At 53.7% G+C, this 15,663-nt stretch carries 12 protein-coding genes; 7 read left to right on the top strand and 5 right to left on the bottom strand.

Features of this window, described 5'->3' with window-relative positions:
* Positions 1-5 precede the first annotated feature (5 nt).
* Complete coding sequence (locus FHI25_RS01215; protein WP_008889559.1) at positions 6-263, bottom strand: DUF4212 domain-containing protein; 258 nt, start codon at positions 261-263, stop codon at positions 6-8.
* A gap of 594 nt (positions 264-857) precedes the next feature.
* Between FHI25_RS01215 and ettA the strand changes: the two genes are divergently transcribed.
* Complete coding sequence (gene ettA / locus FHI25_RS01210) at positions 858-2,537, top strand: energy-dependent translational throttle protein EttA (RefSeq protein ID WP_008889560.1); 1,680 nt, start codon at positions 858-860, stop codon at positions 2,535-2,537.
* Between the two features lie 130 nt (positions 2,538-2,667).
* Here the strand turns inward: ettA and FHI25_RS01205 are convergent, their stop codons facing one another.
* Both FHI25_RS01205 and FHI25_RS01200 read right to left on the bottom strand, forming a co-directional pair.
* Entirely contained in the window at positions 2,668-3,306 is a 639-nt protein-coding gene (locus FHI25_RS01205; protein WP_064789449.1) for an ABC transporter substrate-binding protein, read from the bottom strand.
* Positions 3,307-3,315: 9 nt separating this feature from the next.
* Positions 3,316-4,101 carry a VacJ family lipoprotein gene (locus FHI25_RS01200; RefSeq protein WP_246878849.1) on the bottom strand — a complete coding sequence of 262 codons (786 nt, stop codon included), beginning with the start codon at positions 4,099-4,101 and terminating at the stop codon, positions 3,316-3,318.
* A gap of 300 nt (positions 4,102-4,401) precedes the next feature.
* Here FHI25_RS01200 and FHI25_RS01195 point away from each other — a divergent pair, with 300 nt between their 5' ends.
* From FHI25_RS01195 to metH, 4 genes are all read left to right on the top strand, one after another.
* Entirely contained in the window at positions 4,402-5,379 is a 978-nt protein-coding gene (locus FHI25_RS01195; RefSeq protein WP_210514254.1) for a metalloregulator ArsR/SmtB family transcription factor, read from the top strand.
* 89 nt (positions 5,380-5,468) lie between these two features.
* The gene (metF, locus tag FHI25_RS01190; RefSeq protein WP_008889564.1) at positions 5,469-6,362 is read left to right on the top strand and encodes a methylenetetrahydrofolate reductase; all 894 of its coding nucleotides are present in this window, start codon (positions 5,469-5,471) and stop codon (positions 6,360-6,362) included.
* A 53-nt stretch (positions 6,363-6,415) separates the two neighbouring features.
* Positions 6,416-7,480 carry a homocysteine S-methyltransferase family protein gene (locus FHI25_RS01185; RefSeq protein ID WP_246878848.1) on the top strand — a complete coding sequence of 355 codons (1,065 nt, stop codon included), beginning with the start codon at positions 6,416-6,418 and terminating at the stop codon, positions 7,478-7,480.
* Between the two features lie 38 nt (positions 7,481-7,518).
* Positions 7,519-10,170 (top strand): methionine synthase, encoded by a 2,652-nt coding sequence (gene metH, locus FHI25_RS01180; RefSeq protein ID WP_083952664.1) that lies wholly within the window; start codon positions 7,519-7,521, stop codon positions 10,168-10,170.
* Positions 10,171-10,246: 76 nt separating this feature from the next.
* Here metH and FHI25_RS01175 read toward each other — a convergent pair whose 3' ends face one another.
* Complete coding sequence (locus tag FHI25_RS01175; protein WP_210514250.1) at positions 10,247-11,491, bottom strand: multidrug effflux MFS transporter; 1,245 nt, start codon at positions 11,489-11,491, stop codon at positions 10,247-10,249.
* Between the two features lie 296 nt (positions 11,492-11,787).
* Here FHI25_RS01175 and FHI25_RS01170 point away from each other — a divergent pair, with 296 nt between their 5' ends.
* Positions 11,788-13,581: a chloride channel protein gene (locus FHI25_RS01170; RefSeq protein ID WP_210514248.1), complete on the top strand. Its 1,794-nt coding sequence runs from the start codon at positions 11,788-11,790 to the stop codon at positions 13,579-13,581.
* A gap of 70 nt (positions 13,582-13,651) precedes the next feature.
* On the opposite strand, the gene FHI25_RS01165 is transcribed toward FHI25_RS01170, so the two are convergent.
* Positions 13,652-14,239, bottom strand: a complete 588-nt coding sequence (locus tag FHI25_RS01165; RefSeq protein ID WP_210514246.1) for a hypothetical protein — start codon at positions 14,237-14,239, stop codon at positions 13,652-13,654.
* Positions 14,240-14,553: 314 nt separating this feature from the next.
* On the opposite strand from FHI25_RS01165, the gene wecB reads away from it, so the two are divergent.
* Entirely contained in the window at positions 14,554-15,660 is a 1,107-nt protein-coding gene (wecB, locus tag FHI25_RS01160; RefSeq protein ID WP_210514244.1) for a UDP-N-acetylglucosamine 2-epimerase (non-hydrolyzing), read from the top strand.
* Positions 15,661-15,663 lie beyond the last annotated feature (3 nt).

Below are 15,663 nucleotides of genomic sequence, written 5' to 3'. Positions count from 1 at the left end.
CTGCGTCAGTCGTCTTCACGAACGCCGAATTCGCGATCCAGTTTGTTCATCTTGGCCACATAGACGAAAATCAGTGCGACAAAGACGTAAATGGACCCCTGTTGAGCAAACCAGAAACCAAGCTGGAAGCCCGCGATTTCGATAGAGTTGAGGGCATCGACAAACAAGATGCCGAAACCGTAGGAAACGATGAACCAGATCGCGATAAGAACCGAGACCAGCTTCACGTTTCTCTTCCAGTAGGCTGCGCTTTGTTCATCCATCGCGCGTCTCCTTCCTAGAAATGATAACTTTCCCTGCCGACATATTTTTATGCTGTGTTTGCCGGCCGCATGAATGCGTGGCGTTGAATGCATCAAGACACACTCATTGCCTGTAAAGCTCGATACCAGTTTTCGAGAGTCGCCATAAGCTAATCATTAGTCGTATAGAACAGGGTGTTAGAAGGTGTTCTGCCCCAACGTCGAATAAAAATAGTGACAGAATCCGGGCGGTTCTCACTGTGTGCATTGCAGCATTTTAAGGTTGAAAAACATTGCGTCTAAGTGCCTAAAAAGTGACGTTTTTATAACTTAAGGGACCCATCACGGTCTGATGCGGCTATTTTTTGACTGAAACCGACGCAAATTTCGTTTGCCTGACCCGATTGATGTCGCCGACGCGAGATTGCTTGATGCACCTTGTTTCAGCTCGCCACTTGGCATGTTTTGACAGCATGTGAGCTGTCTGCGGTTTGAAGTTGTTAAGAGCCTGCCTGTCGGTTACAAACGGGCACAGTATTTCAGGCATGCGCATGAGTGTGCCGAAGTGTTTCAGCCCAACAGGGCGGACCCAACGACTTTTGGATGGGGAATTTAATGGCATCCTACCAGTATATTTACGTCATGAAGGACCTGACCAAGATCCTTCCGGGCGGTCGCGAACTTTTCAAGGGCATCACACTGTCCTTCCTGCCAGGCGTAAAAATCGGTGTTCTCGGTAACAACGGCGCAGGTAAATCCACCCTGCTGAAAATCATGGCCGGCATCGAAAAGGATTACGCCGGTGAAGCTTGGCCTGCCGAAGGTGTCAATGTCGGCTATCTTGAGCAGGAACCGCAGCTTAACCCGGAGAAAGACGTTCTTGGTAACGTCATGGAAGGGTGTGGCTCGATTGTTGACGATCTTGCACGCTTCAACGAAATCAGCGGCAAGTTTGCCGAGCCGATGACCGATGACGAAATGAATGATCTCCTTGCCGAGCAGGGTGAACTTCAGGAACGCATCGATGCGGCCAATGGCTGGGATTTGGAGCGCACCCTTGAGATCGCGATGGACGCCCTGCGTTGCCCGCCCAAGGATGCGGACGTAACCAAGCTTTCAGGTGGTGAGCGCCGTCGTGTCGCCCTTTGCCGCCTGTTGCTTGCAAAGCCTGACATTCTGCTGCTTGACGAACCGACCAACCACCTTGACGCTGAATCGGTTGCGTGGCTTGAGCGCCACCTTGAAGATTATCAGGGTACCGTCATTCTGGTCACCCACGATCGTTACTTCCTTGATAACGTCACGGGCTGGATTCTGGAACTTGACCGCGGCCAGGGCATTCCGTTCGAAGGCAACTATTCCTCCTGGCTTGAGCAGAAGCAAAAGCGTCTGGAACAGGAATCCCGTCAGGAAGGCAGCCGCCAGAAACAGCTTGCCACCGAACTTGAGTGGATCCGCCAGAACCCGAAGGGCCGTCAGGCAAAATCCAAGGCCCGTGTCCGTGCCTATGACGATCTTGTCGCCGAGGCCGCAAAAGCGGTGCCGGATTCCACCAAGATCGTTATTCCGATTGCCGAGCGTCTTGGAAACGAAGTTATCACCGCCGAAGGTCTGACCAAGGCTTATGGTGACAAGCTTCTGTTTGAAAACCTTGATTTCCGTCTGCCGCCGGGTGGTATCGTTGGTGTGATCGGTCCGAACGGTGCGGGTAAAACCACCCTGTTCAAAATGTTGACGGGTGCTGACACCCCGGATGCAGGAACGCTCAAGATCGGTGATACCGTCAAGATGGGCTATGTCGATCAGTCGCGTGACTCGCTTGATCCGAACAAAACGGTTTGGCAGGAAGTCTCCGACGGCCTCGACGAGATCCTTTTGGGCAAGCGTCCGATGTCGTCGCGTGCCTATGTGTCACAGTTCGCCTTCAAGGGCGCAGATCAGCAGAAAAAAGTCGGCCAGTTGTCCGGTGGTGAACGTAACCGTGTTCACCTTGCCAAGATGCTGAAATCTGGCGCGAACGTTCTGCTGCTTGATGAACCGACCAACGATCTTGACGTTGATACGCTGCGTGCGCTTGAGGAAGGTCTTCTTGAGTTTGCCGGTTGCGCTGTGGTCATCTCGCACGATCGCTTCTTCCTTGACCGTATTGCGACCCATATTCTGGCCTACGAGGGCAACTCGCATGTCGAGTGGTTCGAAGGGAACTATCAGGAATATGAAGCCGACTACAAACGTCGCTATGGTGAAGAGGCAAGTCGCCCCCACCGCATCAAATACAAGCCGCTGACCCGCTAAAACGGTTTATGTGCTTTGAGATTAAAGGCCACCTTCGGGTGGCCTTTTTTTATGCCCGGATGCGAGATGTAAAAAAGCCACCGTCGCAAGGATGGTGGCTTTTATATTCGGATATTAAGGCGGGCTTTGATCAGAGACCGGTTTTTGCCTTGAGTGCAGCGGTCAGGGCGCCGACATCGTCATTGTTCTGTTGGATGACCGATGTGAATTCATCGCGTTGGGTGATGCCCATGCTCAGACCTTCGATGGAAACATCAATGATCTTGTAGCTGTCATCAAACATCCGCATCCGCCAAACAATGTTTACCGGTGGGCCGTCCGGGCGGACGAACTGCGAATCGACAAAGGTGTCCTTGTTCTTCTGGGTCTCATCACCGACGACAAACTGTTCGCCGTTGAATTCCTTGAACTGGTTTGCGTAGTTGAGCGCCAGATAGTTCTGAAGCAGGACTGAAAACTCCTCGATCTCCGCTTCGGAAATCGAACGCCAGTAACGCCCCAGAACGAAGCGCGAAACGACATCCATTGCAAAATAGCGGTCCATCAGGGACACGAACTTTTTGCGGCGAACGTCGTCAGCAAGGCTTTGATCCGTCAGTTCATTCATGGCCTGGTCAGCCATGCTCTGAATGACATTTGCTGCGCTGGTTTCGGCAGCGACTTCGGCAACAACGTTTGAAGACAAACCCGTTGCCGATGCCGGACCAGACCAAGCGGCCGCGATGGCGATCATCGCGGCGGTTGATATGGCGATTTTGCTGTTTACCATGACTGGCTCTTACTGGCTTGCCGCTTCGACAGCATCGTCGAAGTCAAAAGATGCACTTTCGTCTTCTACGGCGAATTCTGGTGACGGGCCACCATTGCGAATCATCTGATTGCGTTGCTGACGATAGAGGCTGCGCAGGGCTGCGTAATAGTCGATAGACGACTTTTGCAGTTCGTTCAGCTGATTGATCGTCGCGTAACGATAATGCAGGGCTGTAAGACCGACCGAGCCAAGATAAAGGGCTTCGGCGGTATCGCTGTTCTGTGCGCCCCATGTCAGCGGGTTGGCAACATAGTCAACCCCGATGCCGGCTGTATCACGCAGGTTGGACGGGCCAAGCAGCGGCAGCACAATGTAAGGGCCGCCGCCAATGCCGTAATGGGCAAGGGTCTGACCAAAATCTTCGCGACGGTACGGAATGCCGAAATCAGATGCGACATCATTGAAACCAAGGAAGCCAAGCGTCGAGTTCATGATGAAACGCTGGAACGAGGCAGCAGCCTGATCCGGGTCCCCCTGCAGCAACGCGTTGAACGAGTTCAACGGTTCGTTGATGTTGCGCACGAAGCTCGCGACGGAGGTTTTAACAGGTTCCGGGGCAATGTCGCGGTACCACATTGCAGCAGGATACAGGACCATGAAATCGACCGCGCCGTTAACACCGTGAACCACGCGGTTCACCGGCTCAAGCGGATCATAATCACTCGTGTCCTGAGCGGGTTCTGTCGATGCGCACGCGGTCAGCAAAGACAGCGATCCTGCGGCACAAAGCGAAAGCAAAGTTCGAAACTTCATTATTTTTAGCCAACCGATGTTCGATACACAGACTTCCCCGACCCGAAACGCTTTTGATGCGGAATACCAAAAAACGTTACCGATCAATCCCCTGCTCGAAGGGCGATCATGTAACGCGCACGCCTCAGATATCCATTTGGTTAGCATAGGGTGAAATTAAACACCAGCATACAAAAAGTTGATCAGGATCAAGCAGTTTTCAGGTGTGGCATTTAGGCAACAAGTTTTCACGCGAAAATAGCGCTTGAACAAATATAAACATATCTTTATATCTTTCTTGTCAACGTGGAGGGCAATGGTATGGAGCAGGTTCTGGCAAGATTGCGCGCAGCTGCTGAAGCAACGCGGCTTCGCTTGCTGGCGATCTGCGCCGAGTGCGAATTGACCGTCAGCGAAATCACCCAGATCATCGGTCAGAGCCAGCCGCGCGTCTCCCGACACCTTAAATTATTGTGCGAGGCAGGCCTGCTTGTCCGGTTCCGCGAAGGGACTTGGGTCTTCTATCGCACGCCGCATTCCGGGCCGGGTGCCGACCTTGTGCAGCCTGTGCTGTATCTGTTGCCAAAAGATGACGAGACGCTTGCACTTGATCGTGCCCGTCTGGATCAGGTGAAGGCAGAACGGGAAAAGATCGCGACAGAATATTTCCGCGCCAACGCCGAAGACTGGGATCGGATTCGCTCGCTGCATGTCGACGAGGCGGTTGTTGAAAAAGCATTGCTTGAAGCGGTTGGTGATCTGACCGGTGGCCGGATTCTCGATGTCGGAACAGGTACTGGGCGTATTCTTGAGCTTCTCGGGCGCAATGCCGAAGAGGGCGTTGGCGTTGATATGTCGCGCGAAATGTTGGCTGTTGCGCGCGCACGCTTGCAGCGTGCAGACCTGTCCAACTGCCTTGTTCGACAAGCCGACATGTACCAATTGCCTTATCCCGGCGGCATGTTTGATGTGGTGACCCTGCATCAGGTGCTGCATTTCGCTGAAAAGCCCGAGGCGGCCCTTGCCGAGGCAGCGCGCGTTCTGGCCCCCGGTGGCAAGCTTGTCATTGTCGACTTTGCCCAGCACGAACAGGAAGAACTGCGCGAAGAACATGCGCATCGACGTCTTGGTTTCGATGATGGGTCCATCAATGACTGGTTCCGCGCCAGCGGTCTTGAGCCTGGTAACGTTGTCAGTTTGCCGGGTAAACCACTGACGGTTCGGATCTGGATGGCTCGCCCGACATCGGCCCAAACAGCGGACAAAAGTCAAAGAAATTCTGAAAAGGCTGCGGAATAACGCGCAGCATGTATTGAAAATAACCAGATAGAAAGACCGACCCAAGGGCTCAGCCTGCGGGAAAGCGAAGACAGGATTGAGATATCAATATGATGACGGTTCCAGAAATCAACGCAGTACGCAAACACCTCAAGGTTTCGTTCGAATTCTTCCCGCCGAAAACGGAGAAGATGGAAGAAACCATGTGGCGGTCGATCCATCGGCTTGCGCCGCTCAATCCGTCTTTTGTTTCGGTGACCTATGGGGCCGGCGGCACCACACGTGATCGCACCCATGGCAGTGTCACCCGTATTCAGGGTGAAACCGGCATTCCGGCTGCGGCGCATTTGACCTGTGTTGGTCACACCAAGGAAGAGATCGATCAGATCGCGCGCAGTTATTGGAACGAGGGTATCCGATCCATCGTTGCCCTTCGCGGGGACCTGCCGGACGCGGGCGATAAGTATGAACCGACCCCGGGTGGCTATGCCTATGCGGTTGATCTGGTTGCCGGCCTTAAGGAAATTGCCGATTTTGATATTTCGGTGTCTGCTTATCCGGAAACGCACCCGGATGCGCCGAGTTCCGATTTCGAAATCGATTATCTCAAACGCAAGATCGATGCGGGCGCCAACCGGGCAATTACCCAGTTCTTCTTTGATAACGAGACCTATCTGCGGTTCCGTGACAAATGTGTGGCTGCGGGCATCGAGGCGCCCATCGTTCCGGGCATTTTGCCGGTGACAAACTTTGCGTCGCTCTTGAAATTTGCCGATATGTGTGGTGCTTCTGTGCCGCAGCGTTTGCATTGGCGTTTCGAAGGGCTTGATGAAGATCCCGATACCCGTCGCATGGTCGCATTCCACGAAGCCATTTCACAGGTGGAAGGTTTGATCAGCGAAGGGGTGACTGACTTCCACTTCTATACGCTTAACCGTGCCGAACTGACATATGCCATCTGCCATGCGCTGGGCATTCGCGGAACTGAACAGGTTGCAGCCTGAAACTGTTTTTGCCCTGTAACCCGGACGCATGAAGAATTGATTGGATGAAAAAGATGAATGATCGCAAGGAACGCATTGCCCTGCTGCGCAAACGGGCCGAGGAAAAGATACTGATCCTTGATGGCGCAATGGGCACGATGATCCAGAAGCACAAGCTGACCGAGGAAGACTATCGCGGCGAACGCTTTGCTGACTGGAAGCAGGACGTCAAAGGCAATAACGATCTTTTGTCACTGACCCAGCCGTATATCATCAAGGACATCCATCTGCAGTACATCGCGGCCGGTGCGGACCTGAACGGGACCAACACGTTTAGCGCGACAACCATTGCCCAGGCCGATTACGGCATGGAAGACTTGGCCTACGAGATCAATTTCGAAAGTGCCAAGATCGCACGTGCTGCCTGTGATGAATGGGAAGCAGCCCATCCGGGGGATGTGCGCTTTGTAAATGGTGCGATCGGCCCGACCAACCGCACGGCATCGATTTCGCCGGATGTGAACAATCCCGGCTTCCGTGCCATCACCTTTGATCAGCTCAAAGAGGCATACAAGGAAGCCACGACCGGTTTGCTGGATGGTGGCGCGGACACGCTGCTGGTGGAAACCATTTTTGATACACTCAATGCCAAGGCTGCGCTTTTTGCCATCGACGAAGTTCTCGACGAACGTGGTGAAGATGTACCGGTGCTGATTTCCGGCACGATCACCGATGCGTCAGGCCGGACGCTTTCGGGGCAGACGACCGAAGCGTTTTATAATTCCGTGCGTCATACCAAGCCGTTCTCGATTGGGCTGAACTGCGCACTCGGTGCCGCACAGCTGCGCCCGTATGTTCAGGAACTGTCGCGCATTGCCGAATGCCGCGTTTCGGTTTACCCCAATGCAGGTCTTCCCAACGAGTTTGGCGAATATGACCAGACCGATGCCGAAATGGCCGAATTGGTCAAGGAATGGGCCGATACTGGCATGGTCAATCTGCTGGGGGGCTGCTGTGGTACGACACCGCCGCACATCAAGGCGATTGCCGATGCGGTGGCAAATGCCAAGCCGCGCGTTGTGCCCAAGTTTGAGCCAAGAATGCGTCTGTCCGGCCTCGAGCCGTTTGATGCTGCGTAAATCTGATATTGATAGCTGAAAAGAGATCGAAAAGACCCATGACCGACATTTCCAGATTTATCAATATTGGTGAGCGGACCAACGTCGCCGGATCGCTGAAATTCAAGAAGTTGATCGTCGAGGAAGATTACGATGCAGCCCTTGAGATCGCCCGTCAGCAGGTCGAAAACGGCGCGCAGATCATCGACATCAACATGGATGATGCGATGCTTGATGCCGAAACGGCGATGGTCAAGTTCATCAACCTGATTGCGGCCGAGCCAGACATTGCCCGCGTTCCGATCATGGTCGACAGTTCCAAATGGAACGTGATCGAAGCCGGTCTGAAATGCCTGCAGGGCAAGGGTATTGTTAACTCAATCAGCCTGAAGGAAGGCGAAGAACCCTTCATCGAACAGGCCAAAAAACTTCGCCGCTATGGCGCAGCAGTCGTTGTCATGGCCTTTGATGAAAAAGGCCAGGCCGATACAGTCGATCGCAAGTTCGAAATCTGCAAGCGCAGCTATAACGTGCTGGTCGATAAGGTTGGCTTCCCGCCCGAAGACATCATTTTCGATCCGAACATCTTTGCCGTCGCGACCGGTATCGAAGAGCACGACAATTATGCTGTCGATTTCATCGAAGCCTGCAAGCTGATCAAAAAGCACCTGCCATACGCCAAGATTTCAGGCGGTGTTTCCAACGTTTCCTTCTCGTTCCGGGGCAACAACCCGGTCCGCGAAGCGATGCACTCTGTGTTCCTGTATCACGCCATCAAGGCGGGACTGGATATGGGCATCGTCAATGCCGGCCAGTTGGTTGTGTATGAAGAAATCCCGGCAGAGCTTCGTGAACGCGTCGAAGACGTCATCCTGAACCGCCGTTCGGATGCGACCGACCGTTTGCTCGAAGTTGCCGAGAAATACAAAGGTACTGGCGGGCCCGAGAAAAAGGCCGACCTTGAATGGCGTAAAAAGCCGGTCAAGGAACGTCTGGCGCACGCCCTGATCAACGGTATTGCCGAGTTCGTCGAAGAAGACACCGAAGAAGCCCGTCAACAGGCCGACAAGCCGCTGCATGTGATTGAAGGTCCGTTGATGGACGGCATGAACATCGTTGGCGACCTGTTCGGTGACGGCAAGATGTTCCTGCCTCAGGTGGTGAAATCCGCGCGTGTGATGAAAAAAGCGGTGGCTTATCTGATTCCTTTCATCGAAGAGGAAAAAGACGGCAAGCACGAAACCAACGGCAAGATCTTGCTCGCGACCGTTAAGGGCGATGTGCATGACATTGGCAAGAACATCGTTGGTGTGGTTCTGCAATGTAACAACTTCGAGGTCATCGACCTTGGCGTGATGGTGCCGACCCAGAAAATCATCGAAACCGCCAAGGCCGAAAAGGTCGACATGATCGGTTTGTCGGGCCTGATTACCCCGTCGCTTGAAGAAATGACCTATGTCGCGGCCGAAATGGAACGCGAAGGGCTGAATATTCCGCTTCTGATTGGCGGGGCGACGACGTCGAAGGTCCATACCGCTGTTAAAATCGCGCCGAACTATCTGAAATCATCGGTGGTTTACGTGATCGACGCATCCCGTGCGGTCGGTGTTGCCAGCAATCTGCTTTCAAAAACCAATGGCGAACGCTTTGCTGAGGAAATCCGCAACGAATATATCGCGATGGCTGAAAAGCATGCAGCACAGCAACTGCAGAAAAAGCGTTTCTCGATTGTCGATGCACGTGCCAACAAGGTTCAGCTCGATTGGGACAACTTTGAAGCACCGGTTCCGCTCAAACCCGGTATCACCCTGTTTGAAGATTTCGATCTGGAAGAACTGGTGTCGCGCTTTGACTGGAAACCGTTCTTCGAGACTTGGGAACTTCATGGGCGTTTCCCCGACATCCTGAAGGATGAAAAGGTCGGCGAAACGGCGCGTAGCCTTTATGCGGACGCGCAGGAAATGCTTAAAAAAATCGTTGCCGAAAAATGGTTCAAGCCCAAGGCGGTTGTCGGTCTGTGGCCGGCCAACTCGGTCGGTGATGATATCGAAGTTACCCCGGCACCGGAGAAGAATGAGCCGGTGATGCTCCATACCCTGCGTCAGCAGATGTATCGCGAGAACAACAAGCGTCCGAACCGCGCGTTGGCCGACTATATCGCGCCAAAAGACAGCGGCAAGACCGACTATATCGGCGCCTTTGTTGTTACCGCCGGGCCGGAAGTCGAAGAAATCTCTGCCAAGCTTGAAGCAGAGCATGATGATTACAATGCCATCCTGGTCAAGGCACTGGGTGACCGTTTTGCCGAGGCCTTTGCCGAGCATATGCACGAAAAAGTTCGTAAGGAGCTTTGGGGCTATGCACCGGACGAGGCGCTTGGCAATGATGATCTGATTGCCGAAAAATATCGCGGTATCCGTCCGGCACCGGGTTATCCGGCCTGCCCGGAACACACTGAAAAGGGCATTCTTTGGGATCTTCTGGATGCAGAGAAGAATGTTGGTGTGTCTCTGACTGAAAGCTATGCCATGACGCCAACCTCGTCGGTGAGCGGTTTTTACTTTGCCAACCCGGAAGCCAAGTATTTCGGCCTTGGTAAAATCGAACGCGATCAGGTGGAAAGCTATGCCGAGCGTAAGGGTATGACCCTGGCCGAGGCGGAACGTTGGCTTGCCCCGAATTTGAATTACGATCCGCGTCAGGCGAAATAAACGCCTGTCCGGTCGCAAGGAGAAGCCCCGCAGACTGCACTCTGCGGGGCTTTTTTGTGACCAGGAATGTCGGTGCCTAGTGGGTTGCCTGACAGAACTTGCCGCGTTCAGTGATGCCAACAATCACAATGCCAATCAGGCCAAGCGCGAAGTAACCGACCAGAAGCGGGATAACAGTGCCATTGAACTGCTGCCCGATAATCCCGCCGGCAATGACGCCAATCAACGTGCTGTAAACACCGGTGATCGAGGATGCAGTACCGGCAATCGCGCCGACCGGCTCCATCGCAAGCGAGTTGAAGTTCGGCATGGTCAGCGAGAAACAGAACAGGATGGTTGTCAGGCCGATGCCAAAGACGAACAAGGGCGGATGCCCATCAAACCAGAGCGCAATGAGAACATTGATCAGGCTGCTGGCGGTCAAGAAGAACAGCGCGACATGAGAAATCTTGTGCATGCCGATCTTGCGCACCAGTCGCGCATTGATGAATGACGAGAAACTCATGCAGGCGGCAATCATGCCAAAGGCCAGCGGAAACCAGACACCAAGCCCGTAAACCTCGGTTTCGAAGATCTGTTGGGCAGATCCGATATAGGCCATCAGGCAGGCGAACATGACGCCCATCGCCGTGGCGTAGCCGAATGTCTGGCGATTGGTGACGGTGGTTTTGATGTCGCGTGCGATCCGGCGCATCGACAGTTTATGCCGATATTCCGGATGCAGGGTTTCAGGCATGCGCATCAGGTACCAGCAGACAATCGCAATCGCGAGGACCAAGGTGCTGACGAAAATCATATGCCAGTTGGCCAGAGCTAAAATCAGGCTGCCTGATGCCGGGGCGAACACAGGCAGGATGATGAACACCATCATGACAAACGACATGACGCGGGCCATTTCGCGCCCTTCGAAACAATCGCGCGTGATCGCCATGGTCAGAACCCGCGGTGCAGCCGCGCCAAGACCCTGCACGAAACGCGCAATAAGAAGGTGCTCATAGCTGTCGGAAAAGATCGCCATCACGGTGCCGATGCAATAAATGCCAAGTCCTGCGATCAGGGTGGGGCGGCGACCAAAACTATCGGCAAGCGGGCCATAAACGATCTGCATCAGACCAAACGCGATCATGAAGACATAAATCAGCATCTGCATGCGGTTGCCGTCTTCGATGCCAAAGTCTTGCGCGATTGGGCCAAAGGCCGGCAGCAGATTGTCAATCGACAGGGCAACAAGCCCGATGGTGATTGCCATCAGACAGATAAATTCAACAAGACCGGGCAGCGGCCGCGCCGCCTGTGTACCCGTTGGTCGGTGGTCATTCATTGTTTTTGGTTCCGTTGAGAACGATTGGTGGCGTTTCTGGCCCTGCTTTCACGCGAGACGGGCAGAATGCTGTATTTCGTATGATTTTGGCAATGACGGTTTTTTGAAACGGAATCGCGGCAATGGGAATGCGCTGAATCCGGGTCACTTGTTGTGGCATATCTATCCGGATCAATCAACGGGCCTCAGGAATGCGAAATTAAACATGGTGGTTCTTGTCTTTACCCTTTATTCGCAGGAAAAGCTGATCCTAAGATCACACGCACAATCAATTCGCCAACCCCGGTATTGCTGACATGGCTGAAAAGCTTTTGAAATCGAACATCTTTTTGAACCGCATGCGTCGCATCGTCAAAAGCGAGCAACTGGTTCTGTCGATTTTGGCAATGATTGTCGGTGCACTGGCCGGGGGCGGAACCATCCTGTTTCGGGATGGCTTGTTGCTTGTCCAGTCGTTGTTTTTCGGGACTGGCGAAGAAGCGCTTCATCGGCATCTCAGTGAAATTCCCGTTTGGCAACTCATTCTGGCCCCGGCGGTGGGTGGTCTGATTGTCGGGATTTTCATCTACAAGTTCCTGCCGGAAAAACGACCGCACGGGGTTGCCGATGTGATCGACGCGGCATCGTTCCATGATGCGCGGATGTCGACCCGCTGCGGGATCAAAAGTGCGATTGCCAGTGCGGTATCGCTTGGCAGTGGGTCATCTCTTGGCCGCGAAGGGCCGGTTGTCCATATGGGCGCATCATTTGGCGCGTGGCTGGCGCGCATTCTTCATTTGCGCCGTTCGGCATCCCGAACACTTTTGGGGTGTGGCGTGGCATCAGCGGTGGCGGCATCATTCAACGCGCCGCTGGCAGGCGCCCTTTTCGCCCACGAAGTTGCACTGGGGCATTATGCCCTGACTGCTTTTGCGCCGATTGTGCTGGCATCGGTTACCGGTACGGTCATAACACGCATCTATTATGGCGATGAGGTCGCCTTCCTGATCCCGGGGCATGAAATCCAGTCTTTCTGGGAGTTCCCGGCTTTTGCGCTTTTGGGGATTATTGCCGGTGTGGCGGCGGTTCTGGTCGTGCGCGCCATCCCGGTCGTTCAAAAAACGGCAAATTGGACCAATGCACCGCTTTGGCTGCGACCGGCGGTTGCCGGACTGATTGTTGGCCTGATTGCGTTGGCATTTCCGCAGATTGTCGGTGTCGGCTATGGGGCGATGAACGATGCGCTTAATGAAAACTACAGCCTGACTTTCCTGATCGGCTTGTTGCTTGCCAAGGGCTTTGCCGTTTCGATCTGCATGGGGCTTGGTTTTGCGGGCGGCATGTTCAGCCCGGCACTTTTCCTTGGTGCAATGCTGGGTGGTGCATTTGGGATGATCGCAACCAGTGCCTTTCCCGAGCTATCATCGGGCTATTCGGCCTATACGCTTGTTGGTATGGGGGCTGTTGCCGCGGCCATCCTTGGTGCACCGATTTCAACGACCCTGATCATCTTTGAATTGACTGGTGACTATGCGTTGACGGTTGCGGTGATGGTGGCATCTGTCCTGGCGACGGTGGTGATGGATCAGTTCCAAGGCGGATCGTTCTTCCAGTGGCAATTGAAATGCCGTGGTTTGTCGACGCGCTGGGGCAGGGAAGTCAATTTGCTGCGCACGATCAAGGTGGACGAGATCATGAAGCGCGAATACGAAACCGTCCCCCTGACCGAGGGGCTGACGACTGTCCGCGAAAAGCTGATCAACGCACCCTATTCGGAACTTTTTGTCATTGATGATCAGGGCAAATTGCACGGAACGATCACACTGACCGATTTGCGCCACGCTGCCTTTGATCCCAATCTTGGCGATGAAGTCACAGCCGGCGAGGTCGCGCGATCAAAGCCGCCGGTCTTGTACCGCTCAGACAATATCGAAAAGGCCATCAAACTGATGGAGCAAACCGGCGAAGAACATCTGCCGGTTCTTAACAGTGCCGAGGAGCGTCATATCATCGGCTTCGTCCATGAAAAGGATGCGATGATGGCCTATAACAACGCCTTGCTGGAACTGCAAAGCGAAGAACGCGGTGACGCGCCGCCGAAGCTGTTCTAGTCCGATCCGCAATGAAAAAAGAGCAGCGCTATTTTGCGCTGCTCCGTTCAAGGTTTTTAGGCCGATGTAATCAGGCGGCCAATGCAGGTTGCTGTCGTGCTGGCGAACCAGACATGACTTGGGCTGCAACCCGGCTATCAAGACCGGCAACGTTTTCTGGAAGATCCGTTGCAGCCTGTTGAGCTGCATCGTCAATTTCCTGACGTTCTTTGCGTTTCTCAATTCGAGCCTGTTCGTTACGTTCCTTGTCTTTTGTCGGTAGATTGAAACTGTCACGAGCGGCAGACTTGAATTCCTCCTCGGCATCCTGCTCTGCAAGTGCAGGATCATCTTTTGCCGGATCGGAATTCGACGAGACCGGGTCATCAGTGGTCTTGATACCGTTTGCTCTATCATTGGCTTTGACTGCGTCCATGGCCGCAGCAAAGCTTGATGACCCGCTTCCGATATTCTGGAATTCAAGCATGACGGCTTGAACCGCGTCCGAAAGTTGGCTTTTGGAGGAGCCACCCTCAGATCCGATTGCCGCAACGCCTGAAACAGGTGCAGCGCTACCTGCGCTAAAACTTTCGATACTTTCGTGTGCACCCGACCGTTCCGCAGAACTGGCCCGGGTTGATATCGGCAACCCGTTGCCCAATCCAAAAATAGCACTCATTTCGAGATACCTTTCTTCTGGGATGCACAAAGCAAAGCTGGCACTCCCAGAAGACCTCCGGGGGCGTCAGACATGCTTACCACCAGAAATCAAAGCAATTTTCAGGCCATGGATGCTGAAAGCGCGGGTGAGCAAATCACATACAGATACCATGAAGTAGGCTGATGATGTTATTTGGTATTTCTGATCCCGCAGCTGTGACGACCTGCGGCAAAAAATACCGATACCAAAGAGGGTTATGGGAAGCCGGACTTATCTATTAGGCTATGTGAAGAAGACCAAGCTTTTCCAGAAGCAGGATGTATCGATATAAGATGAAGCTTCATCTCGTTGCCGGTGCCAGACCCAACTTCATGAAGATCGCGCCGCTGTTGCGCGGACTGGCGAACCATCCAGTAATTCGTCCGTCTTTTGTCCATACGGCCCAGCATTTCGACGACGTGATGTCTTCGACTATCTGGCGGGAGCTTGGATTGCCGGACCCTGATCAAGTCCTGAACTGTGAGCCATTCGAAAATGGCGATCAGATTGCCGGAATGATGCAGGCATATGAGGCACTTTGTCGTGAAGACCGGCCCGACATGGTTCTGGTTGTCGGGGATGTGAATTCATCCCGTGTCGCAGCCATCGTTGCAACTGAGATAAACGTGCCCCTTGTTCACCTGGAAGCGGGTCTCAGATGCTTTGATCCTGAAATGCCCGAAGAGCAAAACCGTATCGAGATAGATCACAAGGCAGATCTGTTGCTGACGCCGTCAATGGATGCAGATGCAAATTTACGGACAGAGGGGATCACGGCCGACCGCATAAAGCGTGTCGGCAATATCATGGCTGATACGTTGGCAATGATGAAGGCAACGATTGATCAGGAAGAAGGCGCCCGCAAGCTCAATCTCGTTAAAGGTCGCTATGTCCTTGTAACCCTGCATCGGCAAAGCAATGTCGATGATCTCGATCGGCTCCATCAGATATGTCATGCGTTGATGGCCCTTTGCTCCGAAGCGGACATCTGTTTTGTCCTTCATCCCCGGACCGAAAAGCGCCTTCGAACATCAAATTTGATCGAGCCACTAAGTGCTGCGGATGTTCTCTTGCTGCCGCCGATGGCGTATGTCGGGTTTACCAGTTTGATGCAGGATGCAGGCGTTGTCGTAACAGACTCCGGTGGTGTGCAGGAAGAAACCAGCCTTCTGGGCGTACCATGTCTGACGCTGCGCAATTCAACCGAACGTCCAATCACGATCACGCAGGGAACCAATCAGCTTGTCGGACTTCATCAGCTGACCGCTGCAGTGATGTCCGCGCTAGATGTTTCCGACGGTTGCAAGCGTACGCCCGCCAAAATCCCGCTGTGGGATGGTAAGACAGCGTCGCGTGTTATTCGGGAACTCGAAGTCTTTCTGCCGGGCAGAGCCGGTTGATAC

This window comes from Thalassospira sp. ER-Se-21-Dark (genome assembly GCF_017922435.1).
GTDB lineage: Bacteria > Pseudomonadota > Alphaproteobacteria > Rhodospirillales > Thalassospiraceae > Thalassospira.
The sequence above is the reverse complement of the archived record's forward strand: the minus strand, read 5'-3'. Positions and strand labels throughout refer to the sequence as shown.

Bases quoted from the DNA above. Each gene is read 5' to 3' on its own strand.
- FHI25_RS01185 (WP_246878848.1), top strand. From the start codon at position 6,416: ATGAATGATCGCAAGGAACGCATTGCCCTGCTGCGCAAACGGGCCGAG.
- FHI25_RS01215 (WP_008889559.1), bottom strand. From the start codon at position 263: ATGGATGAACAAAGCGCAGCCTACTGGAAGAGAAACGTGAAGCTGGTC.
- FHI25_RS01170 (WP_210514248.1), top strand. From the start codon at position 11,788: ATGGCTGAAAAGCTTTTGAAATCGAACATCTTTTTGAACCGCATGCGT.
- FHI25_RS01205 (WP_064789449.1), bottom strand. From the start codon at position 3,306: ATGGTAAACAGCAAAATCGCCATATCAACCGCCGCGATGATCGCCATC.
- FHI25_RS01165 (WP_210514246.1), bottom strand. From the start codon at position 14,239: ATGAGTGCTATTTTTGGATTGGGCAACGGGTTGCCGATATCAACCCGG.
- FHI25_RS01195 (WP_210514254.1), top strand. From the start codon at position 4,402: ATGGAGCAGGTTCTGGCAAGATTGCGCGCAGCTGCTGAAGCAACGCGG.
- FHI25_RS01200 (WP_246878849.1), bottom strand. From the start codon at position 4,101: ATGAAGTTTCGAACTTTGCTTTCGCTTTGTGCCGCAGGATCGCTGTCT.
- ettA (WP_008889560.1), top strand. From the start codon at position 858: ATGGCATCCTACCAGTATATTTACGTCATGAAGGACCTGACCAAGATC.
- FHI25_RS01175 (WP_210514250.1), bottom strand. From the start codon at position 11,491: ATGAATGACCACCGACCAACGGGTACACAGGCGGCGCGGCCGCTGCCC.
- metH (WP_083952664.1), top strand. From the start codon at position 7,519: ATGACCGACATTTCCAGATTTATCAATATTGGTGAGCGGACCAACGTC.
- metF (WP_008889564.1), top strand. From the start codon at position 5,469: ATGATGACGGTTCCAGAAATCAACGCAGTACGCAAACACCTCAAGGTT.
- wecB (WP_210514244.1), top strand. From the start codon at position 14,554: ATGAAGCTTCATCTCGTTGCCGGTGCCAGACCCAACTTCATGAAGATC.